Below are 19,012 nucleotides of genomic sequence, written 5' to 3'. Positions count from 1 at the left end.
TAACAAGGTGTGGCTTTGCAACTTTATTAGTAATTGTATAAACTTCATTTTAGTCTTACTTTTGTTCCTATTAAATTAATTTGACCTTCACACAATGTTAAGGTTCATAATATGCGTATCAATTTAAAATAAAAGGAGAGTTATTATGAATATGGAGTTCAATTTTAAAGATTTCCCTAAATTGGAAACGGAACGCTTTATCCTACGAAAAGGAATAGTTGATGATTCCCAAGATATTTTTATGCTTTATTCTGATGAAAATGTAGTTAAGTATATTCCATTAACATTATTTACTTCAGTAGAAGATGCAATATATGAAATAAATTGGTATGATAAAATTTTCAAAGAACAGACAGGTTTAAGATGGGTAATCGAAGAAACTAAAACCAAAAAAGTGATTGGAACATGTGGTTATTTGAATTATGAAAATGAACATAACCGAATAGAAATTGGATATGATTTAAAACCTGAATATTGGGGAAAGGGTATTATGCAAGAGGCTTTAAGTAGCATAATCCATTTTGCCTTTACGTCAATGGGAATTAATAAGATCGAGGCAAAAGTAGAACCAGAAAATACATCATCTATAAGATTGTTGGAGAAATTAAATTTTTGTCAAGAAGGTGTTTTGAGACAACATGAATTTGAAAACGGGAAGTATATTGATCTTGCCATATTATCAATTTTGAAAAGTGAATATTAGAAGGTTATGAAGAAGGTCACATCTAACAAGGTGTGGCTTTTTATTATTTCATTTCCAGTAGTGACATGTGTTTCCTTTTGACCTATCATTGTAGGTAAAAGGAGTGATTAAATTGAAAATAGAGGTTGCTTACAGAGTGATGGGAGAAAGTCCTGTTAATCAAAACACAGTAGTTGAAGTAGATGATAATACTGATATTGATACTGCTGAAGGTAGTAAACATGTGAAACAAAAAATATCTGAACAGACTGGAATTCCAGTCGATAAGATTAGGTATATTTAAATTTATGAGTGTGATTTTACATTTAACTAATGGTCAAAAGATAGAAATGGATGCTAGTCTTGAAGATATTGAAGAGATGTTTCTAGATGATGATGGTTATTTTAATTTTGGTTATATAAGAACCTTTTTGAAAGATAAAAAAGGTGAACCATCTGAGTTAGTCTTTACAAATCACATAGTATCTATAGAAGAATTAAAGTAATGTGCGAGGTCATATCCAAATGGGTATGGCTTTTTATTATGCCTTGAAGACTGTATATCCTATCAACCATCAAGTAATCGTAGGCGTTAATCGTGGGGTTATGAATAGGGTGTACAGTCTTGAAGATATAAAGTCGAAAGCTAAACAGACTATAAAAGCTAATGAGCAAATCATTATGAATTGTGGAGGGCTGAACAATGGAGAACCAACAATGTCAATGTGATAACTGCAAAGAGTTAATACCTATAGTCCTTAAAGAACGTAAGCATCCAAGAGGAATTATCGAATCGTATATTAAATGTCCTCATTGTAAAGAAGAATACATTGCTTCCGTTACTGATCCGAAGGTAAGACGTGAACAAGAAGAAGTAAGGAAGCTTCATGAAAAGTATATGAAACGCAAAGGGAAGTTAACTATACACATGGAGCAATTGAAAGTTGAACTGTTAAGTAAACGAAGTGATAAATAATGAAATGAAAGAGTGTACATTATGGGAGGTTTCAATTTGGAGTATTTAGAAGTAGCGCATTTATATTTATTTGGCGGGGTGAAATTTTTACATCTGTTGTTATTGTTAATGGGATTAGATATTCTTACTGGAATTTTTAAAGCCATAAAAAATGGTAACCTGTGGAGCCGGAAATCACTATTTGGCTACGCTCGTAAGTTATTAGTTTTAATCGTTATAATCACAGCAAATATAATCGATCAAGTACTGTCGTTAAATGGGACACTCACATTTGCGACGGTACTTTTTTATATAGCAAATGAGGCTTTAAGTATCACAGAAAACATGGCGCAATTAGTGGTACTTATCCCAAAACAATTAGCTGAAAAGTTAAAGGTCATTGAGTCTCAGTCAGAAGAACATTTCACAAATGAAATGCTAAATGAACTAACAGGGAAAGACGTTGATAAAGAATTGAAAAATAAAAAGGACGGTGGACAATAATGGTTGTAACTCGTAAAAAATTAGTACCCGATGTACAAGCAAACGAGGTCTCTTATGGCAAAGGAAATGCTAAAAAATACATTGTAGTCCATGAAACAGATAATACTCGAACAGGAGCCGATGCAGACGCGCACGCTAGATTACAATATAACGGTAATAGCCGTAATGCATCATGGCACTATACTGTGGACGACAAAGAAGCCGTACAATCTTTTGAACATGCTTGGAGATGTTGGGCTGCAGGAAGCACAACAGGCAATAACCAAGGGATACAGGTAGAGGTTTGCGTTAATAGTGATGGTAACTATCAAAAAGCAATGCTGAACGCTGCGGAATTAGTAGCTAAAATCATGAAAGATGAAGGTATTCCAATTAGTAATGTAGTTCAGCACAATCATTTTAGTGGTAAGAACTGTCCTAGTCAAATGCGTGCTGGAAAAGTAAGTTGGTCACAATTTATCACGATGATTAAGAACGCTAGTGGTAATACAACACAACAGAAGCCTTCCACAGATACTAATAGATATCGTGTCTTAACAGGTACTTACGCTACAAAACAAGCTGCTGAAAATGTCTTAGATGTATTAAAACATCGTTTTGGTTGGGTGGCATATATCGAGCCAGATGAAGCTAAATGGCGCGTTAAAACAGGAACATTTACAGGAATGGATGCTGTACAAGCTGGGGCAAATAAAATTAAAACAGCTAAATTAGCACAAGTAACAAAAATAGTAGTGAATAATATTAAAGACCAAGATAGCTGAATTGCCATCTTGGTCAAGATTCAATTATTAATAGCAATAATCAAAATAACAAAAAACAATACCCCCGCAAAATATCCGATTGCAACAGTAAAAATTGGATCTGCATCCTCTTTATTTTGGACTTGGTTTTCTGTATATTCCTCGCGCTCTTCTTCCTTAATAGTATTACAATACTCACATATTTCAATCTCAGCCCCATCTCTATGTACTTTCTTAAATGGATTTATGGCTAAACAATTAGGGCAATTACTCAATTATATTCTCCTCACTAATCTTATCTTCTAATTACCATTTTAGGAAATTTAGCATGAATTGTATATATAAAATTAGGCAATAGTAACCGAAATCACGCTCCTTAAAATTTATTCCTGTAATTTTCACTTGCTAAATTACAAACATCTGTTCTAAAATGATACAAACGAATGTTCTTGTGTGAGGAGTGGAATTATATGTTGAATATTGAACAGCGTCAATTATTTCATAATAAAGTGATTGAGATCTTAAATTGAGCAAAGTGTATTTGCCAATCCTTGATAAGCTTTTAGACGACATTTCACAAGAATGTTACAACTCTAAAAGGCTGTTGGCCAAAGATAAAATTAGAATCGTGAAGTGGGTAAAGGTCGATGAATACTTTAGTGATTTAATTATTGCCACCGCTGGCGAGGATCAAGTGTTTACCTATGCTAATATGGTGTTGAAAACACAGGTTGAAAAATTATTAATCAGTCACCAAAATAAAGACCAGGAGCTCAATGGAATGTGAGTACCTGGTTTTTTGTCTTAGTATTCTCTTACTTCAAATGAAGCGATTTTATCATGTACGATATATTCAGTAACCTTTTTGTAAGGTGAAATTGTTTTAGAAAATTTAAATGTGGATGTGCCTTGAGCACTATCAAACCATTTCAAATAGTCATTTAATACTTTATTGGTAACATCATACTCTTTTGTTATACCATTTACTAATGTAATACTTAAAATAGCATTTGAAAATTCATTGTTTGGTTTCTTAACAATTACTGTACTAGTGGCTGTAATTTCAGTGCCTTCAATTTTGGCTGTAATTATTACTTCACCTTCACGAACTGCAGTTACATTACCATCTTGATCTACAGTGGCAATACTTTCATCACTAGAAGACCATATTACTTTTGCAGAATTTGGAGTAACGAATGCTACTAGCTTATCTTGACTAGATTTTAGAAGTTCTAATACATTTCTATCTAATGTGATTGATTTAGATTCTGTACCGCCTAGTTTTTTAACCGTAACTATACAATCAGTTTTTAAATTAGTATTTTCGACTTGAGCAGTTATAGTAATTACGCCTTTTTTAATGGCTCTTACATTACCAAATTGATCAACTGTTGCGATGCTTTCATCACTACTTGTCCAAATTATATTTTTATTTGTATTCTCAGGTAGGATTGTAGCTGTTAATTTATCATAGCGGTTTTCTGAAAGCTCTAATACATTTCTATCTAATGAAATTGATTCAGGCTCTGATGGTCTTGACGTTTTCTCCATCATTTGTAGTTCGGAAATTGATAAGTTGACTTGATTAATTGTACTGTTTGTAAGAGTAACATTTATTCGGTACTTAGTATAATAATTGGTATTTTCAAATTTGAAACTTTGTTTCGGATTCTTTACCCAATCGTTTGCTGTAACGCCGGTTTGAGAGTCCAATATTATCCAATTTGAACCGTCCCAAGCTTCAAAGGTCCATGAATTTGGAAAGATTTCAGGCCATCTTCCTTCATTATGCATTACATATTTACTAATTACTTTTGGGGTTGTGAATTCATAGGCTAACCACCCTGTTTTTGCGGATGTTCCCCAAGCATTTGGATAAATTAGTTGTCCATCAAATGCTAGCCAACTTGGAAAATATTGACTTGAAGATGAAGCTTTACCAAACTCTGATACATCAGATGTCATTTTAGGGATTAGATTTTCTGAATAACCATCTTCAGCATGTGCATTTTCAACGTTATAGCTAATTAGTACTATTAGTATTAATGCTAGATAAATAAAACCATTTTTAAATAGCTTACTCATTTATGTATCCTCCTTTAAAGTTTTTAAAGGTAATTTCTTTAAATAACCTCTAAAGACAACTTTAACCAATATGAGACTTATTTACCATAATAAAAATTTGTTATTTTTAATAAAAAAAGCCACTCATTTGAGTGACTATTTTGTGTTTACCAAGAACCGATTGTTTTGCCGAAATTCTTTACATCATCCGTCATAAATTCAATCTCGGAAGCCGTAATTACAGCGTCAGACATAGGTTCATCGTCATTGGACACGAATTTATCAGTATAAACAGTGAATTGTGCAATTTTATTAGCGCCCTGTTTAACGTTTATTCCGATAGTTTTGGCACCCTTTACATCTACTTGTTGTACGAAATCATATGTTTAGTTCACAACGTGCTGTGTAGCTAAGCCAGGACTAATAGCTTCGTTCATACTGATAATCAGTGTAACATGATCGTTCAAGTCAATGGCATCTGTCACATCAACAGCGTCCGCGTATTCAAAAACAGATGTATCAATAATGCGTTTCGATGTTTCAGTGGTAGTAGGCTCTTCTTCATTAACTTCTTCTTGTTCTTTTGCTAACTTCGCCTTTTCATCTTCTAGTGCTTTCGCTTCTTTAGCCTTTAACTCAGCTTCTTGTTTAGCTTGTTCGTCCTTATCAACTGTAACTGTTGTTTTTTCTATATCAACTTTAGCTGAATCAGTCGGTTTTTCAAGTAAATTATCTACAGACATCAAAACCACAACTAATAATAAAGATATTCCAGTGAACTTTAAGAATTTCATTCCCTGAGCCTTATCATTCTGTTTAAACTTTTTGTAAGTTAAAACCGCAAAAACAATCAATGATATAAAACTTAATACTCCAAAAAATGCAATAAAACTTGCCATAAATAAATAACCTCCCTCTATATTCCCACTCTAGGAAATTTGGAGGGAAAAGTACATATAAAAAAAACAGACAACCAATATTAGTTATCTGTATTGTAGACAATAATCTCAATTAAAATTGGTACATATCCTCGCAGGGCTTTCATCTCAAAAGAAAAAGGTGATTCAGAATTAAGTTTTAGGTATTCAATATTTGTATGCGGTAGTGCTGCCTTTCGTAATTTAGCTTCTTGCGCCGTTTAGCGCGCATTATGAAGTACCACAAGTTATTAACCGATGTGGGAGTGGCTTACATGCGCCAGTACTTGTATAAAATGTTTGGAAACGTATCTTTGAAAGGGAGTGAGGATGCATGAAGGTGACAGCTAAAGAATGGCGTGTCATGTCTGACCACAATAAACAACTGTTGTTAAATGCTGTCTCTAATAGATAGTAGTACAGTGAGCATATTTCCACTAATAAAAATATGAGGTGATTATATGGATAACAATAAATTACAGGCTTTGATAGAAGGCAATAAATGTGATAATGCGAAGGATCATCTGCGCATAGTTGAAATGGTGTTAAAGATTAACAACAAAAAGGCATTAGACACGTTATACGTTCTAACCAAATCAGTATTAAAAAAGAGCAACTCACTTTGATTGAGTTGGAAAATAAAATAGGAAAAGGGGAATTCACATGCAACAAACACAAAATGTATTAGAAAAAGTAGTGTTAGAAAGTAACAACAATATTTATAGTTTATCTGCACAAATAATTCAATTAAGAGTTGTACAACAGGCGACCTCTCATTTAATGGATAAAATTGATGAAATCACTCACAAAGGTTGGCATAAAGATATTGGAATGGCACATGCAGCTATTTTAGAAATTCAAGATACATTACGTTTAATTGATATGGCATTCTTTCCGTTATACAAAGATATGTCAGAAGAAGTCGATATCCTTAACATTCACGCACAAGAATTGTATAATACTGTAATTGGTGAATCAGAAGCTCAAAGTGTTTGAAGGGTATAAAACATTAATTATTCAAATTACAATGTGGACAAGTAGTATATTTGTGGAATTTTAGAAATATATATTATAAGGGAGTGATTTTATGACAACGAATTTTTTTCCGATTGATCCCGAACGAGTACGTCAGAATGCTTATTTACCTGTGAAACTCTCTGAACTATCTAAGTCGAATCCAGAAAAGGCATTGGAACTTTTACAGGCTTGGGGAGATGGCACAAAATCCATAAAAAAGTTGTGGGATGAGGTCATTCAATATGTGGGAGATAACATCCACACTTCATAGGTAGATGGAGACAAAGAATAGAGAGAAAGGAGGGATATATTGAAAACCATACCATCTATTGAAACTCAACAACGTATGCATGCTTTCTTTATGAAAACATCAGCACCACGTATCTATAAAGAACTTTTAGAAGAAGAACAAAAACGTAAAGAAATGGAATCTCAACAAGATGCGAATAAGGAAAAGTAATAAAAATGAGCACTTGCTACGGCAGGTGTTTTTTGTGTTAGGTAAAATAAAAGGACTGGGGAGTATACCCCAATCCTATAAACTTGCCCCCGGCAACGTCTTTTTTTATAAACCGTATTCAAAACCGTATTCATTCAATAATGTAAAGAGCCGAAAAGCTTGATAAACCTTGGTATTCCTACACTTTAAAAACAAAAGAGCCAGACTAAACAATGTCTGACTCCATGCGTGTATAACCTTTTAAATCATCAAAAAGCTCTAAAGTAAATGAATTGGAATCTGCTTGAGGGCTAACACCCTTTTGAACGAATACTAAGAATTCATCTATCGCTTTTTTTGATCCTTCTACTTCAACCTCAATTTGATCTTGATTATTTAGTTTACAGTATCCTTTTAATCCTAGTTCAATCGCTTTCTGTTTAATGAAAAAACGATAGCCAGTCCCGTAAACATCACCGAAAAATTTAATAAGCGCTCGCTTGTTCAAGCTAACACCTCCTACTAGTTAAAAGGGGTGAATCCCCTTGGTGCTTAGTGCATAACACGTTCTTTTTCTAAATATACGATTAAATTATTGATAAAATAGAGAACATGCTTAGAAGCTTGATCTACTTCTTTTAAATGAACTTCAGCTTGTTGAATATTCCCAATCTTATAAGCTTCCGCTGCTAACTTCGCCGATTCATGAACACGTAAATGATATGCGTCTAATTCTCGGAATTCCTGTAAGTGTCCGAAACGTTCGACAGTGCGAGCGGATGTATACCATTTACCGAGACGGCAATCTGTACGCGAAGAAACATCACTTGGCTCGACATTTTCAAGACCAAGGAACATATTATAAATTCGCCATTTCCATAAAATATGATCGGCCTTTGATAATTGTAAAAGTGCTATAGACGATAGCTGAACATTATTATTCTCAATAATATCATTGCGGAAACGATTAATTTCTTTCCCTAATGAATGAATATCACTAGATGTATTATGACTATATTCGCGAATGTCATCTTGAAGGTTAGAAATTTCAATCATTCTTGCTGATACTTCATCAATAGCTGCAGCCTGTTCCTGTGATATCGCAGCTGTATTCGTGACATCCAGATTAATACCTTCAATGGCACTAACAATCGCATTTAATAAGGGTAACGATTCTTTAGCCTCTACTGTTGCATCTTTAATAATCTCAGTCGTTTCTGTAATTGAGTTTGACACATCGTTTGAATAGCTTTTTAAATGATGTACATTTGCAGTTACTTCACTTAGCGCTGATACCGTTCCCTCAGCAAGCTTTCGAACTTCCTGCGCAACTACGGCGAAGCCTTTACCATGTTCGCCTGCTCGTGCAGCCTCAATAGAAGCATTCAAAGCAAGTAAATTCGTTTGATCGGCAATTTGGTTTATTAACGTTACAACATGCTCAATATCATTTACCCGCTTTTGTAATTCTGAAAAGGATTCAACAATTGTTGTAAATGTCTCTTCTGTTTTAAAGATTTCAGAAAGGGCATGCTCAATTGCATTTTTTCCTTGTACAGCATGATCAACAGATTCAGTTGTTTTTTCAGAAATACGAGAAGACATTCGAGCAACCTCGTTAATAGAAGCGGCAATTTCTTCAGTTGCCGCGGTAGAGGACTGGATTTCTTCGTTTTGTTTATCTAGGCTAAATACTAAATCTTTCATGTACATGATTTTTGCGTTGACATCCATTAAAGAAGAAATTTCAGCAACTACATTTTCAATAGTACGTTCTGTTAATACTTCGATGAGTAATTCTTGGTCAACATTAACAGCTGATTGGAAAGATTTCATATATTCAAATGCTCTATTAGGTTTTAAACCGAAATTATGTAAAATGTATGTAGTAATATAAAATGCAAATTGATTGAAGACGACGATTAACTTACCTGGCTCATATTGATTCTTTCTAAATAAATTAAAAAATTTAACGGTTTCATCTACATAGTCATCATCACGAGTAGCTAAGAAAAATTGATTTAAGTATCGATTAATATTTTCTTCACTAATCGTTAGCTGAGAGGAAAGAGAGATTTCTCTTAAATAGTTATTAAAAATAGCATTCATTGAAGGCGTGATATCTTTTAATTTATTGTAGAGAGTTTTTAAATTCTCTTCATCTTGAGCATTGAAATGGTTAAATGCTAGTGTTTTATTAAAACGACCTGTAGCATTTAAATTTGTACCACGCTTTAATAATTCATCGAGTTCGGCCTTAGGTCGAATACTTGAAAACATAAAAAAAATACCTCCAAAAATTATGAATAATAAGGTAATAATAGCATATGACAGAGTGTTTTAATAGACATTTCAAATGTGTTTGCTAAAATGAAAATATCTTATTACAGCAGGGAATGTGGCAAATATGTATACAATCATTTACATGAAAGCTGATTATGAGCCTTGGTGGAAGTTTGAAGGCTGGGAGGCTTTTATTCAATCAAATGATACATTTGAATCGGAGGAGCAATTTGAGTCAGCATTGCAAACGAAACTGCAGCACTTCCGTTTAACATATGACAATGAGGCTACGAAAGAAGAGGGATATTGGGCATTCTGGTCAGAAGATGAAAGTGTTTTTTGCGAAGCCTGTGATGATGATGTACAAATATATCACGGCATTATCGCTTTAAAATCTGGAAAATAGAAATAAAATTTAGAAATTAATAAAAAAACATTTTTCTTTATTTGACAAAATTATGAATGGCGGTTATACTTAGGTTAACAATTTAATTGCTTCACCGGAAACATGAATTCACATATTACAAAAAGTGATCGCGTTAGTTCGGTACTCTTTGTAATATGTGAATTTTTTACAATCGTTGAAGAAATTACATATTGTTCACTTTTATTTTTTGGAGGTTTTCTTAAATGAAACAAGGTACAGTAAAATGGTTTAACTCAGAAAAAGGTTTTGGATTCATCGAAGTTGAAGGTGAAAACGACGTATTCGTACACTTCTCAGCTATCCAAGGCGAAGGTTTCAAAACTCTTGACGAAGGTCAAAAAGTGGAATTCGAAGTTGTAGATGGCAACCGCGGACCACAAGCTGCTAACGTAACTAAACTTTAATTCTCAGTAATTAAAATTACTTCCGTTAAAAAAAGGCATCCTATTGATATAGGATGCCTTTTTTTTATATGCTTCGAACATTTGAGAGTTACAAAATATGATTACTAGTGACTTGGTATTTGAAAGAGTCTAGATACTACGATTCATACAGATCAAAAATTAAGTTTCTCAATTTCTGTACGATTTAATAATTATATTATGTAAACAAAATAAATTGCTTGTCTCTTTAGTATGAGAACAAGCAACTTTTCGGATTAATTACTTAGTATGCGTTGTAGCACTTCAACAGGAATAAACAAGCCAACACGACCATATGGATCTTTTTTCGCCGTTGCAAAGACGATCCCAATCACCTCACCAGTAGCATTTATAACAGGACTGCCACTATTTCCTCGATAAACAGGGGCTTTCATCATCATAATAGGCTCCTGCCAATCATCAACGAAAGTTGACTCCAGTAAAGTTCCTTCATTTGCAATGCCCGTAAAGGCTAATGGATTACCAATGAAATAGACATGCTCATGTTTGCTATAGTTAGGATTTTCTGCAAGCGAGAGGGAAGGTAAGTGATCACCAGCTACCTGCAATAATGCTAAATCTACGTCAGGGAAACTTTGTAGTACCTTGGCAGCCATTAACCCTTCTTCAGGAAAAATGACGAATAATGATTGAGCATCTTCTACAACGTGTGCATTGGTTACGATAAGTCCATCTGAAGAAATTGAAAAACCAGTGCCTTTACTAGAACCTGTAGAGATCTCTACTACAGCTTTTTTATAGGTTTTTATATCTTCTTGCGCTGATAGCCGTGCAGACACCTTCAAAAATTCAAGAGCTGGAGGGGAGTAAATTTGAAAGATAAGAGCAAAGGTATTCAAAATTAATACAAATGCCATACTCCAGACAATCCATTTGACAATTGGTTTTCGTTTTTTAGGCTTTTTACCTTGTAGTAGTTCTTCTTGTTCTTGTGCCAACGCCTTTTGCTGTTCAGCGAGGACAAGTTCTATTAATTCTTCTTCTGTCAATTCTTCATCTGTTGTTGATCTATGTATATCATTCATAAAAACCCTCCTTACCCAAAATGAAAAGCGCCCACGCAGGACACCTGTAAAGTAATTCTTATTTAAATTTTTAGGGCTGAGGTAATGACGAAAGGTTCCTTATCAGTTGTCAGCATTGTGTCATTTATACGAATAAGGCTGATATTTTTAAAAAATATTGCGATATCGTCATTATCCTCTGAGTGTGCTAGCTGAATAACATCATGATAGGCAGTTGCTTCAGTAGTGGTTCGTTAACTTGTAGTTCATATGAGTACATTCAGGCTCATACTAGAGTCCTTTGGCTATTTGCCTTCATTATACGTGAAGTATATAGGTTATACGAACATTATGAAAATCAGTTTTCCTCATTGCTAGTTGTTTGAAACGTACACTTAAGCCGATGGGCATGGCATGTAGGGTTAAGTGTGGTAGCAATCAACATCAGTGATGATAGGCATAGTACATCCATCTAGCTGTTCAATACATTATAAGGCTTTCTTCCAGTTCCCAAACCATCATATTGTTCATGTTACCTAAAATAATCGCTGAAGCTTTGTCGAAAATGCCGTGTAGTTTTGCATGGTAAAGTTTTTCTCGCAATACTTTTAGAGGAAGTAAGGTTTCCAACGAAGCCGTACATTGTATTTATATTTTCACCTAAAAAACGACCTTTAGCAATGCCAGATTGAACTGTAATCCATGAATTGTGATGCAGGTTTTATCTGTCGTTTTTTCTAACCAGTTAAGTCGATCATCTGTCCAAATAGGTGGGATTTGGATGTTATAGAGAACATAAAATACCTCTTTCTATTTAATAAAGCTTTTATACATGATTTTACAATTTAAAGATTCGCATTCTTGTTATGAGGAAAGAGAAGTAAAAAGTAACTAAATGAATAGTTCTAACAAAATAAATGAATAAATAATAATGTTATGTAAACTCGATACTAAGCTTGTAAGAGAGTTATCAGTTTACAAAAAAATGGGTGTTGATATATGTACCGGCGTGGTCAGCATTAGCACAAGGCACTATTCAAGTATTAAAAGCTATAACAGATGACAATCTAGAGTAAAGCATTGTAGAAGGTTCCAATACATTTAGTTTGTTATTTATACACTGAAAAGCTCACATTTGATATGTGGACTTTTGAACTGAATATGATGGGAATTTTAACCATTATGTCACATTTAATACTATTACTAGTAATTTTTTCTAATTACAGTATTGAATTTTCTGGAAATATATTGTAAAGTGGGTATGAAATTTTAATATTTTGATTTTTCTCTTTAGTAATATCTCTTCGTATATTTCAAGTATTGTTAATTTTACTAGTGTGTAAGGTTTCTTACTTTCAAAAAGAAAAAAGAGGTGGTTTGTTTTGGGAAAATTCAGATTTAATAGTATATTAGAAAAAATTTTTTCTGGTAAATTATTGACAGAAGAGGATCGTATTTGGGCAGAACAGGTTGTTGCATTTAAAGAAGCTACATCAGGGCAAATAAGAGCATACGAAATTGCTACCAAGCCTGGTTTTGACCTTAAACAATCACTGTTTTCTACTATTGAAAAATTAGAAGAATTGTTGAAAAGATGCCCTCAAGAAGGGCTTAATATGTGTCCTGCTCCAAACAAGTGGTCTGTACACCAAATTATAGGCCATTTAGCTGATAACGAGGTCTGTAATTCAGTACGCGTACGTTGTATTTTAACAGAGGATTGCCCCAATTTGGTTGGATACGACTCAGATGACTGGGAGCGTTGGTTTAGGCTTGATGATGTGTGGACTTGTTTCGCACGTTTTAAAAGAGAACGTATGAACCTGTTATCTTTACTAGATACCTTACATGAAGAAGAGTGGAATCGTGTCGGATATTTAGATTATCGAGGAAATGAACAACTGCGTGTTCTAATAGGTGTTCTGGCAGGTCATGATGAGAATCATATCAATCAAATGAAACGGACAATCGAATATGTAGAACGGGCGTTAGAAGTCAACATAACGACTGAAAAAATTAGTGAAAGGGGTTTAATATAGATGTCGTACTTGCAACTTCAAGAAGAAATTTTGGATCAAGATTTATGTACTAGTTGTGGTGCTTGTGTGGCAGTATGTCCGGCTAACATCATCAGTTTAAACGACGCTTTTTTACCTGAAGCGACTTTGGATTCTGAAATGATATCGAATGTTTGTGTTTCATGTAACCTATGCAGTGAGATATGTCCTGGGAAGGAGACGGACGTACCGGCATCCGAGATGTTTCTCTTCGGCCGCACACGGATTCCTGAGGAGCGTTGGACTGGTATTATGCAAAAATCTAATTTAGTTTCCGCTGTAGATTCAAGCATACGTGATCGAGCTTCTGCTGGTGGTGCTGCAACTGGTTTATTAGTGTCTGCACTACGATCAGGATTAGTTGATGCAGTTCTAGTTATTGATCGTGATAAAGAACATCCTTGGATTCCTCAGGCAATCTTGACTGATGATGAACAGACAATTATTAATTGCGCGCAATCAACATATTGTGTGGCTCCAAACTTGCACTTGTTAAAAGAAACAAAGTACGAACGAATTGGCATAGTTGGGTTGGCATGTGAGATCCAGGCTATCCGAAAGATTCAACGACATCCAAAAACTGCAGATCTAGCCAAGAAAATAGTGTTTACAATTGAAATTGGGTGTGCATCTAGTACTAAGTTGTCGGGAACAGAGCATCTTATAGAGAATAAACTTAATATCCCGCTCGAAGAGGTAGCAAATGTGAGATATCGCGATGGCCAGTATCCAGGAGCCTTTACAGTTTATACAAAGGACGATAAATCCAAAGGACTTCCATTTTTTGAATTGGTAAAGGAGTTCAAAAAATTCAAAACATTCAGGTGTCTATCTTGTCGTGATTGGTGGTCTGGTATTGCAGACATTTCTATTTCAGATGGGGATCCTAACATTTATGCTTCAAGTCAACACGGTGATATCCCAAGTCGTTTCTCAATGGTAGTAACCCGAACAGACATTGGTCAGAGATTACTCGAACTCGGCGTAAATTCTGGTACCTTAGTAGCAGTGCCTGAAAAATTTGAACCAGAAGAGAGCTTAGGTTTGCAACGTAAAAGATTCCGTAGCTCTAGCTTTGCAAAGGAATATCCAGGACGTGTTCCGGATTCTGCGGTCTTGTTTCCAGATGATGACGCGGAAAGGGAGGATGATGAGATAATTGCTACTATGTCAAACCGCATCTCCTGACCTAATGAATCGGCTATTTTAAAATGGGGGTTTTTTCTTGAATAAAGTGACAATATATCCGAGGCTTATGCCTCATGAAAATATAATTTGGAGGCCTCCTGGAGACAAGTCTATCAGTCAAAGAGCTACCTTTTTGACAAGTCTAGCGGAGGGAACCAGTCGCATCTCAGGACTACTCTGGTCTGAGGATACGATAAACAATTTGAAATCACTTAAGCAGATTGGCGTACAGATTAAAACTGTTGAAGAGGATGTCCTCATATCTGGTGTAGGGAAGTATGGATATCATACAGGAAACAAATCTGTTAACTTGGGAAATTCCGCTACTTCATCTCGCATCATGCTTGCGCTCTTATGTGGTCAGCGTGGGTGTTTCCGAGTTGATGGCAACCAAGTTTTGCGTCGTCGTCCAATGAGCTGGATTGTTGAATCTTTAAGAGATATGGGAGCCAAGATTGAATGGGAAGGAGAAACTGGTTATCTTCCTGTAGATGTAACTGGAACTTTATTAAAGGGCAGGCATCACCGAATTCGAGTCTCAAGTGCTCAAGCAGTCTCGGCGCTACTTTTTGCAGCTCTGCTGGCTGATAACCCAACTCGTATTTATAGGAAGACAAAAGCTCGGGATCATACTGAACGGCTGTTTAACTATTTTGGATTTAATTTAGTTGATACTGGTGATTATCTTGAACTTACTCCTCCGAACAAAATACTGGCGCTTGATTTGTCAGTTCCTGGAGATGTATCTTCTGCTGCGTTTCTAGTTGGATTGGTCGCCATGCAAAGAAATCCAGGCCTATCATTAACGGTTAAAGATGTGAACTTAAATCCAACACGTACAGGATTCTTAGATGTAATTCGACGTATGGGGGCTGATATAGATGTTCTAGAGCAAGGTACGGTATGTGGTGAGCCGATAGGGAAAGTGGTTATCCGCTCAGGCCGTAAACTTAAAGGTGTGACGATTGCTGGTGATGCATTTGTCCAGAGTATGATTGATGAAATACCAATCATCGCAGCTGTAGCAGCAACCGCTGAAGGTGAAACAGTAATTTTAGATGCTCACGAACTAGCTGATAAAGATACTGACCGTGCGTTTACTACCATTGAGTTATTGCGACAATTTGGAATTAATGCTCGGTCTATTGACGGAGGACTGATAATTCCTCCGGGACCGTTTAGTAGTCCTGGAACTGTAACAGTACCAAATGACCATCGGATAGCTATGGTAGCCATGATTATAGCGAGTTGTTGCGCTCAGGAAACGATTATACATAACTGGGATGTGGTACGTGTTTCGTTTCCGGGTTTTTTAGATGAATTTAATCGCATAGGGCATGCCGTAGCAGATAGCGAATTGAAGTTATGGGGTCCTCATTCTCTAGAGGAAGTGGGGGTATAAGAATGAAAAAACTCGCAGTAATTATAGGGGGGGCTGGCTTTATCGGACAAAGTGTAGCTAAACGTTTCGGTGAAGATGGATATGCTGTTAGCTTGTTTGATCGTGACGAACAAGCGTTAAAGTCTGCAACTGCATCATTACAAGCCCTCGGCATTGAGTGTCACCCAAGGGTGGTAGATGCTCTTAACGAAGAGCAAATGAAACAGGAAGCCGATAGTTTATACCGAGTAATTGGACCTGCAGCAACTTTGGTGACTGCTAACGGCTTTTCTCCTAAACGGAACGGTAAACGACCGAGCACATTAGAAGTACAGGGTGATGAGTGGCGTTTAGTAATGGATATTAATTTAAACGCTGTCTTTTACAGCATCGCATCTTTCTTACCTCAGATGAAAGACGTTAAAAGTGGGCGGATCGTTACGATTTCATCAACGGCTGGCCTAGTTGGTTCGCAAACTGCAGGGGTACATTACTGTACAGCGAAGTCTGCGATTATCGGATTGACAAAATCACTAGCAATCGAGTTTGCTTCTGATGGCATATTGATCAACTCGGTGGCTCCGGGGAAAATCGAAAACCCAAACTGGGGCGATGTAAAGTCTGAAATGGAGCGTTATGCGAGTACAGTCCCTCTCGGACGACTTGCTAAGGCTGATGAAATATCAGAAATGATACAATTTTTGGCTTCGGAGCGGAACACATATATAACAGGGAAAGTTATTACTTTAGACGGGGGACGTACTCCAGTTTAATCTGTAATTTAAAAAGGAGAGAAGAGATATGAGTTATACTTTAGCCGGAAACGGAGTCTTGACAGATATACCTTGGGTAGATTTAAAATCGAGTCAACTTGATTTCTTGGTACTTGCGACTGGCAGTGTCGAGCAGCATGGGCCACATCTTCCTCTTGGTGCTGACTATCTTGTGGCGGAGCGAATTGCGCAGGAGGTCGTACGCCGCTTTAGCGTTTTACAGCTCCCTTTTACTCCAGTTGGAGTGAATTTTATGTTCCAAAACTGGGCAGGGACACTCAACATTTCAGCTGAAACATACACTAAGCTTATCGTGGAAATCGGAGCTAATGCAGCAAAAATCTGTCCGCGTCTCCTAATTATTAATGGACATGATGAAAATCAGCCTTTACTACTCACGGCTGCACAGCAACTGGTTACAGACTACGGTATGGAAGTCGTGGTTTTTGAATGGGCGGAATTGGTTCTTGATATTCTACGTTCGGTTTGTGAGTCAAAATATGAAATGCACGCTGGAGAAGGATTGACATCACTGTTTCTCCATTGGTTTCCTCAACATGTGAGAATGGAGCGAATTAAGGAAGGTACACAAATTTCAGGAGGTCTCGCTTCAAACGATATCCATCTTGATCATAGGGCATATAACCCACGTTTGATTAACCCAAGCCCTGAGGCATCAGGCGTGTTTGGCAATCCTTCTCTTGCTAATGCCGAGAAAGGTGCAAAAATATCAGAAGCCTTGATAAAGCGTGTAACAGAACTGGTGCGAGAATTAAATTGGGAAGGAGCAGCCGCTCGATGAATAAACAAACGATTATAGATGTTGTGACGAAGCTAGAATCCCCATCAATGGCGGATATTATTTGTAAAGAAACAAAACTGGATTGGGAAAGTAGTTCAGGATTTCGCGTCTGGAACGAAACCGGAGATGAACATTTGGATTTGACTGCAGGTTCTGGCGTACACAATGTTGGCCACAATCATCCTGAAGTTCTCACTGCTATAATTCAGCAACTCCAATCTATTTCCCACACAGGTTGGCAATTTCCTACTCGCTCCCGTGCTAACCTTCTGGAGAAACTTAGTAACTTAGTCCCGTTTGAACAGCCACAATTCCTCTTTACTGTTACAGGATCTGAAGCCGTAGAGGGTGCCTTGAAAGTAGCACGGATGGCCAAGAAGCGACCGGCTATACTTAGTTTTCAAGGTGGTTTTCATGGGAAAACGGGAGGATCACTTACTGTGACGGCAAATCCGAAATTACGTGCAGGTGTCTCTAGTCATGCTGCTGATACTATTCGTCTCCCCTTCCCGGATGATGATGCGTTACGTGTGCACGGATTTAAGGTCCCTTCCGTAGAGGAATATCTTGAATGGATAAAGCGCTTTATTATACATCCAGATTTTCCTATCGATCAGGTTGCTGGGATTATAGTTGAACCGGTGCAAGGATCTTCTGGTATGACTGCCGCGCCACCAAACTTTCTTAAAGCTCTAAGACAGCTGACGGATGAGAATGATATGTTGTTAATTTTAGACGAGATCTATACTGGCATGGGCAGAACAGGTCGTTTATTTGGGTTCCAGCATGACAATATAACACCAGATATTATTATTATGGGAAAAGCACTAGGAGGTGGTTTACCAATTTCGTTAGTTGCTGCCCCATCATCAATTATGCAACAAGTACCTGCTTACAAGCAAACCAGTACATTTTCTGCACATCCGGTTGCGTGTGCGGCTGGTGTGAAAGTGTTAGAGATCCTAATCCAAGAGAACTTACCTCAAAATGCTTTAGAACGGGGAGAGCAATTTAGGAGCAGATTGGAGGCACTTAACGGAGAGTTTTTAGAGAATAGCGGAGTTCGCCTTGTCGTTACAGGACGAGGGCTCATGCTAGGAGTTCGAATAGAAGCTAATACGCCAGCTAACTCTGAAAGACTAGCAAGGCAGCTTAATGAGTATTTAAAGGAACAATATGTTATTTGTTTGCTGGGAGGAACGTTTAATAACGTAATCAAAATTACACCGCCACTTACTTTAACATCATCAGATGTGGATATGATTTGCAATCGGTTTGCTTTAGCGATTGGCAAGATGATTACCGAGGAGTCCACTTTGAATTATTAAGAGGA

General features: G+C 36.5%; 25 protein-coding genes and 1 pseudogene. 20 read left to right on the top strand and 6 right to left on the bottom strand.

Annotated features, from left to right (window positions below; all coding sequences use genetic code 11):
• The first annotated feature begins 145 nt into the window (after positions 1 to 145).
• The 7 genes from ACIQZA_RS05530 (at position 146) to ACIQZA_RS05500 (ending at position 2,905) form a co-directional block, all read left to right on the top strand.
• Entirely contained in the window at positions 146 to 703 is a 558-nt protein-coding gene (locus ACIQZA_RS05530) for a GNAT family N-acetyltransferase (RefSeq protein WP_400933320.1), read from the top strand.
• Between the two features lie 112 nt (positions 704 to 815).
• A complete protein-coding gene (locus ACIQZA_RS05525) occupies positions 816 to 986 on the top strand; it encodes a hypothetical protein (protein ID WP_400933319.1) in 171 nt (56 codons plus the stop codon).
• 4 nt (positions 987 to 990) lie between these two features.
• A complete protein-coding gene (locus tag ACIQZA_RS05520; protein ID WP_400933317.1) occupies positions 991 to 1,188 on the top strand; it encodes a hypothetical protein in 198 nt (65 codons plus the stop codon).
• Positions 1,189 to 1,207: 19 nt separating this feature from the next.
• Complete coding sequence (locus tag ACIQZA_RS05515; protein WP_402880372.1) at positions 1,208 to 1,411, top strand: hypothetical protein; 204 nt, start codon at positions 1,208 to 1,210, stop codon at positions 1,409 to 1,411.
• Positions 1,386 to 1,658, top strand: coding sequence for a hypothetical protein (locus ACIQZA_RS05510; protein ID WP_400933313.1), 273 nt, complete (start codon positions 1,386 to 1,388; stop codon positions 1,656 to 1,658). The genes ACIQZA_RS05515 and ACIQZA_RS05510 overlap by 26 nt, the downstream gene beginning before the upstream one ends.
• Before the next feature lie 21 nt (positions 1,659 to 1,679).
• Positions 1,680 to 2,141, top strand: coding sequence for a phage holin family protein (locus ACIQZA_RS05505; RefSeq protein WP_400933311.1), 462 nt, complete (start codon positions 1,680 to 1,682; stop codon positions 2,139 to 2,141).
• A complete protein-coding gene (locus ACIQZA_RS05500) occupies positions 2,141 to 2,905 on the top strand; it encodes a peptidoglycan recognition protein family protein (protein WP_402880375.1) in 765 nt (254 codons plus the stop codon). Before ACIQZA_RS05505 ends, ACIQZA_RS05500 begins: the two co-directional genes overlap by 1 nt.
• A gap of 20 nt (positions 2,906 to 2,925) precedes the next feature.
• On the opposite strand, the gene ACIQZA_RS05495 is transcribed toward ACIQZA_RS05500, so the two are convergent.
• A complete protein-coding gene (locus ACIQZA_RS05495) occupies positions 2,926 to 3,159 on the bottom strand; it encodes a hypothetical protein (protein WP_400933307.1) in 234 nt (77 codons plus the stop codon).
• Positions 3,160 to 3,419: 260 nt separating this feature from the next.
• Here ACIQZA_RS05495 and ACIQZA_RS05490 point away from each other — a divergent pair, with 260 nt between their 5' ends.
• Positions 3,420 to 3,671, top strand: coding sequence for a YhjD family protein (locus tag ACIQZA_RS05490; RefSeq protein WP_402880723.1), 252 nt, complete (start codon positions 3,420 to 3,422; stop codon positions 3,669 to 3,671).
• Positions 3,672 to 3,688: 17 nt separating this feature from the next.
• On the opposite strand, the gene ACIQZA_RS05485 is transcribed toward ACIQZA_RS05490, so the two are convergent.
• Together ACIQZA_RS05485 and ACIQZA_RS05480 are read right to left on the bottom strand one after the other, a co-directional pair.
• Complete coding sequence (locus tag ACIQZA_RS05485; RefSeq protein WP_402880377.1) at positions 3,689 to 4,969, bottom strand: Ig-like domain-containing protein; 1,281 nt, start codon at positions 4,967 to 4,969, stop codon at positions 3,689 to 3,691.
• Between the two features lie 365 nt (positions 4,970 to 5,334).
• The gene (locus ACIQZA_RS05480) at positions 5,335 to 5,847 is read right to left on the bottom strand and encodes a hypothetical protein (protein WP_400933301.1); all 513 of its coding nucleotides are present in this window, start codon (positions 5,845 to 5,847) and stop codon (positions 5,335 to 5,337) included.
• A 681-nt stretch (positions 5,848 to 6,528) separates the two neighbouring features.
• On the opposite strand from ACIQZA_RS05480, the gene ACIQZA_RS05475 reads away from it, so the two are divergent.
• From ACIQZA_RS05475 to ACIQZA_RS05465, 3 genes are all read left to right on the top strand, one after another.
• Positions 6,529 to 6,861 (top strand): hypothetical protein, encoded by a 333-nt coding sequence (locus tag ACIQZA_RS05475; RefSeq protein WP_400933299.1) that lies wholly within the window; start codon positions 6,529 to 6,531, stop codon positions 6,859 to 6,861.
• Positions 6,862 to 6,952: 91 nt separating this feature from the next.
• Complete coding sequence (locus tag ACIQZA_RS05470) at positions 6,953 to 7,153, top strand: hypothetical protein (protein WP_400933297.1); 201 nt, start codon at positions 6,953 to 6,955, stop codon at positions 7,151 to 7,153.
• Positions 7,154 to 7,192: 39 nt separating this feature from the next.
• Entirely contained in the window at positions 7,193 to 7,342 is a 150-nt protein-coding gene (locus ACIQZA_RS05465) for a hypothetical protein (RefSeq protein ID WP_274067831.1), read from the top strand.
• A gap of 205 nt (positions 7,343 to 7,547) precedes the next feature.
• Here the strand turns inward: ACIQZA_RS05465 and ACIQZA_RS05460 are convergent, their stop codons facing one another.
• Positions 7,548 to 7,829 carry an acylphosphatase gene (locus ACIQZA_RS05460; RefSeq protein ID WP_132364826.1) on the bottom strand — a complete coding sequence of 94 codons (282 nt, stop codon included), beginning with the start codon at positions 7,827 to 7,829 and terminating at the stop codon, positions 7,548 to 7,550.
• Between the two features lie 44 nt (positions 7,830 to 7,873).
• A complete protein-coding gene (locus ACIQZA_RS05455) occupies positions 7,874 to 9,601 on the bottom strand; it encodes a globin-coupled sensor protein (protein WP_402880379.1) in 1,728 nt (575 codons plus the stop codon).
• 127 nt (positions 9,602 to 9,728) lie between these two features.
• Here ACIQZA_RS05455 and ACIQZA_RS05450 point away from each other — a divergent pair, with 127 nt between their 5' ends.
• Together ACIQZA_RS05450 and ACIQZA_RS05445 are read left to right on the top strand one after the other, a co-directional pair.
• Positions 9,729 to 10,010, top strand: coding sequence for a DUF1033 family protein (locus tag ACIQZA_RS05450; RefSeq protein WP_400933292.1), 282 nt, complete (start codon positions 9,729 to 9,731; stop codon positions 10,008 to 10,010).
• Positions 10,011 to 10,234: 224 nt separating this feature from the next.
• A complete protein-coding gene (locus tag ACIQZA_RS05445) occupies positions 10,235 to 10,435 on the top strand; it encodes a cold-shock protein (RefSeq protein WP_004230088.1) in 201 nt (66 codons plus the stop codon).
• Positions 10,436 to 10,689: 254 nt separating this feature from the next.
• Here ACIQZA_RS05445 and ACIQZA_RS05440 read toward each other — a convergent pair whose 3' ends face one another.
• Entirely contained in the window at positions 10,690 to 11,499 is an 810-nt protein-coding gene (locus ACIQZA_RS05440) for a S1C family serine protease (protein ID WP_402880381.1), read from the bottom strand.
• A gap of 1,361 nt (positions 11,500 to 12,860) precedes the next feature.
• Here ACIQZA_RS05440 and ACIQZA_RS05435 point away from each other — a divergent pair.
• The 7 genes and pseudogenes from ACIQZA_RS05435 to ACIQZA_RS05405 all read left to right on the top strand — a co-directional run bounded on the left by ACIQZA_RS05435 (position 12,861) and on the right by ACIQZA_RS05405 (position 19,007).
• Positions 12,861 to 13,517 carry a DinB family protein gene (locus ACIQZA_RS05435; protein WP_402880383.1) on the top strand — a complete coding sequence of 219 codons (657 nt, stop codon included), beginning with the start codon at positions 12,861 to 12,863 and terminating at the stop codon, positions 13,515 to 13,517.
• Positions 13,518 to 13,697, top strand: a pseudogene (locus tag ACIQZA_RS05430) (4Fe-4S binding protein); the annotation flags it as partial.
• Between the two features lie 39 nt (positions 13,698 to 13,736).
• Positions 13,737 to 14,723 carry a Coenzyme F420 hydrogenase/dehydrogenase, beta subunit C-terminal domain gene (locus tag ACIQZA_RS05425; protein ID WP_402880725.1) on the top strand — a complete coding sequence of 329 codons (987 nt, stop codon included), beginning with the start codon at positions 13,737 to 13,739 and terminating at the stop codon, positions 14,721 to 14,723.
• A gap of 67 nt (positions 14,724 to 14,790) precedes the next feature.
• Positions 14,791 to 16,125 (top strand): 3-phosphoshikimate 1-carboxyvinyltransferase, encoded by a 1,335-nt coding sequence (gene aroA / locus ACIQZA_RS05420; protein ID WP_402880727.1) that lies wholly within the window; start codon positions 14,791 to 14,793, stop codon positions 16,123 to 16,125.
• A gap of 2 nt (positions 16,126 to 16,127) precedes the next feature.
• Positions 16,128 to 16,877: an SDR family NAD(P)-dependent oxidoreductase gene (locus ACIQZA_RS05415; RefSeq protein WP_185903422.1), complete on the top strand. Its 750-nt coding sequence runs from the start codon at positions 16,128 to 16,130 to the stop codon at positions 16,875 to 16,877.
• Between the two features lie 28 nt (positions 16,878 to 16,905).
• Positions 16,906 to 17,679, top strand: a complete 774-nt coding sequence (locus ACIQZA_RS05410) for a creatininase family protein (protein WP_400933283.1) — start codon at positions 16,906 to 16,908, stop codon at positions 17,677 to 17,679.
• Positions 17,655 to 19,007: an aspartate aminotransferase family protein gene (locus ACIQZA_RS05405; protein ID WP_402880385.1), complete on the top strand. Its 1,353-nt coding sequence runs from the start codon at positions 17,655 to 17,657 to the stop codon at positions 19,005 to 19,007. Before ACIQZA_RS05410 ends, ACIQZA_RS05405 begins: the two co-directional genes overlap by 25 nt.
• Positions 19,008 to 19,012: the final 5 nt, after the last annotated feature.

It is taken from the genome of Lysinibacillus sp. NPDC096382, from assembly GCF_044762845.1.
Lineage (GTDB): Bacteria > Bacillota > Bacilli > Bacillales_A > Planococcaceae > Lysinibacillus.
Note: the sequence above shows the minus strand (reverse complement) of the source record. Positions and strands in the feature narration are given on the sequence as shown.

What these genes read in the sequence shown, in the direction of transcription:
- ACIQZA_RS05410 (WP_400933283.1), top strand. Translation starts at nt 16,906, where the DNA reads ATGAGTTATACTTTAGCCGGAAACGGAGTCTTGACAGATATACCTTGG.
- ACIQZA_RS05475 (WP_400933299.1), top strand. Translation starts at nt 6,529, where the DNA reads ATGCAACAAACACAAAATGTATTAGAAAAAGTAGTGTTAGAAAGTAAC.
- ACIQZA_RS05455 (WP_402880379.1), bottom strand. Translation starts at nt 9,601, where the DNA reads ATGTTTTCAAGTATTCGACCTAAGGCCGAACTCGATGAATTATTAAAG.
- ACIQZA_RS05440 (WP_402880381.1), bottom strand. Translation starts at nt 11,499, where the DNA reads ATGAATGATATACATAGATCAACAACAGATGAAGAATTGACAGAAGAA.
- aroA (WP_402880727.1), top strand. Translation starts at nt 14,791, where the DNA reads ATGCCTCATGAAAATATAATTTGGAGGCCTCCTGGAGACAAGTCTATC.
- ACIQZA_RS05505 (WP_400933311.1), top strand. Translation starts at nt 1,680, where the DNA reads ATGGGAGGTTTCAATTTGGAGTATTTAGAAGTAGCGCATTTATATTTA.
- ACIQZA_RS05425 (WP_402880725.1), top strand. Translation starts at nt 13,737, where the DNA reads ATGTTTCTCTTCGGCCGCACACGGATTCCTGAGGAGCGTTGGACTGGT.
- ACIQZA_RS05415 (WP_185903422.1), top strand. Translation starts at nt 16,128, where the DNA reads ATGAAAAAACTCGCAGTAATTATAGGGGGGGCTGGCTTTATCGGACAA.
- ACIQZA_RS05450 (WP_400933292.1), top strand. Translation starts at nt 9,729, where the DNA reads ATGTATACAATCATTTACATGAAAGCTGATTATGAGCCTTGGTGGAAG.
- ACIQZA_RS05530 (WP_400933320.1), top strand. Translation starts at nt 146, where the DNA reads ATGAATATGGAGTTCAATTTTAAAGATTTCCCTAAATTGGAAACGGAA.
- ACIQZA_RS05480 (WP_400933301.1), bottom strand. Translation starts at nt 5,847, where the DNA reads ATGGCAAGTTTTATTGCATTTTTTGGAGTATTAAGTTTTATATCATTG.
- ACIQZA_RS05520 (WP_400933317.1), top strand. Translation starts at nt 991, where the DNA reads ATGAGTGTGATTTTACATTTAACTAATGGTCAAAAGATAGAAATGGAT.
- ACIQZA_RS05500 (WP_402880375.1), top strand. Translation starts at nt 2,141, where the DNA reads ATGGTTGTAACTCGTAAAAAATTAGTACCCGATGTACAAGCAAACGAG.
- ACIQZA_RS05445 (WP_004230088.1), top strand. Translation starts at nt 10,235, where the DNA reads ATGAAACAAGGTACAGTAAAATGGTTTAACTCAGAAAAAGGTTTTGGA.
- ACIQZA_RS05510 (WP_400933313.1), top strand. Translation starts at nt 1,386, where the DNA reads ATGGAGAACCAACAATGTCAATGTGATAACTGCAAAGAGTTAATACCT.
- ACIQZA_RS05485 (WP_402880377.1), bottom strand. Translation starts at nt 4,969, where the DNA reads ATGAGTAAGCTATTTAAAAATGGTTTTATTTATCTAGCATTAATACTA.
- ACIQZA_RS05515 (WP_402880372.1), top strand. Translation starts at nt 1,208, where the DNA reads ATGGGTATGGCTTTTTATTATGCCTTGAAGACTGTATATCCTATCAAC.
- ACIQZA_RS05470 (WP_400933297.1), top strand. Translation starts at nt 6,953, where the DNA reads ATGACAACGAATTTTTTTCCGATTGATCCCGAACGAGTACGTCAGAAT.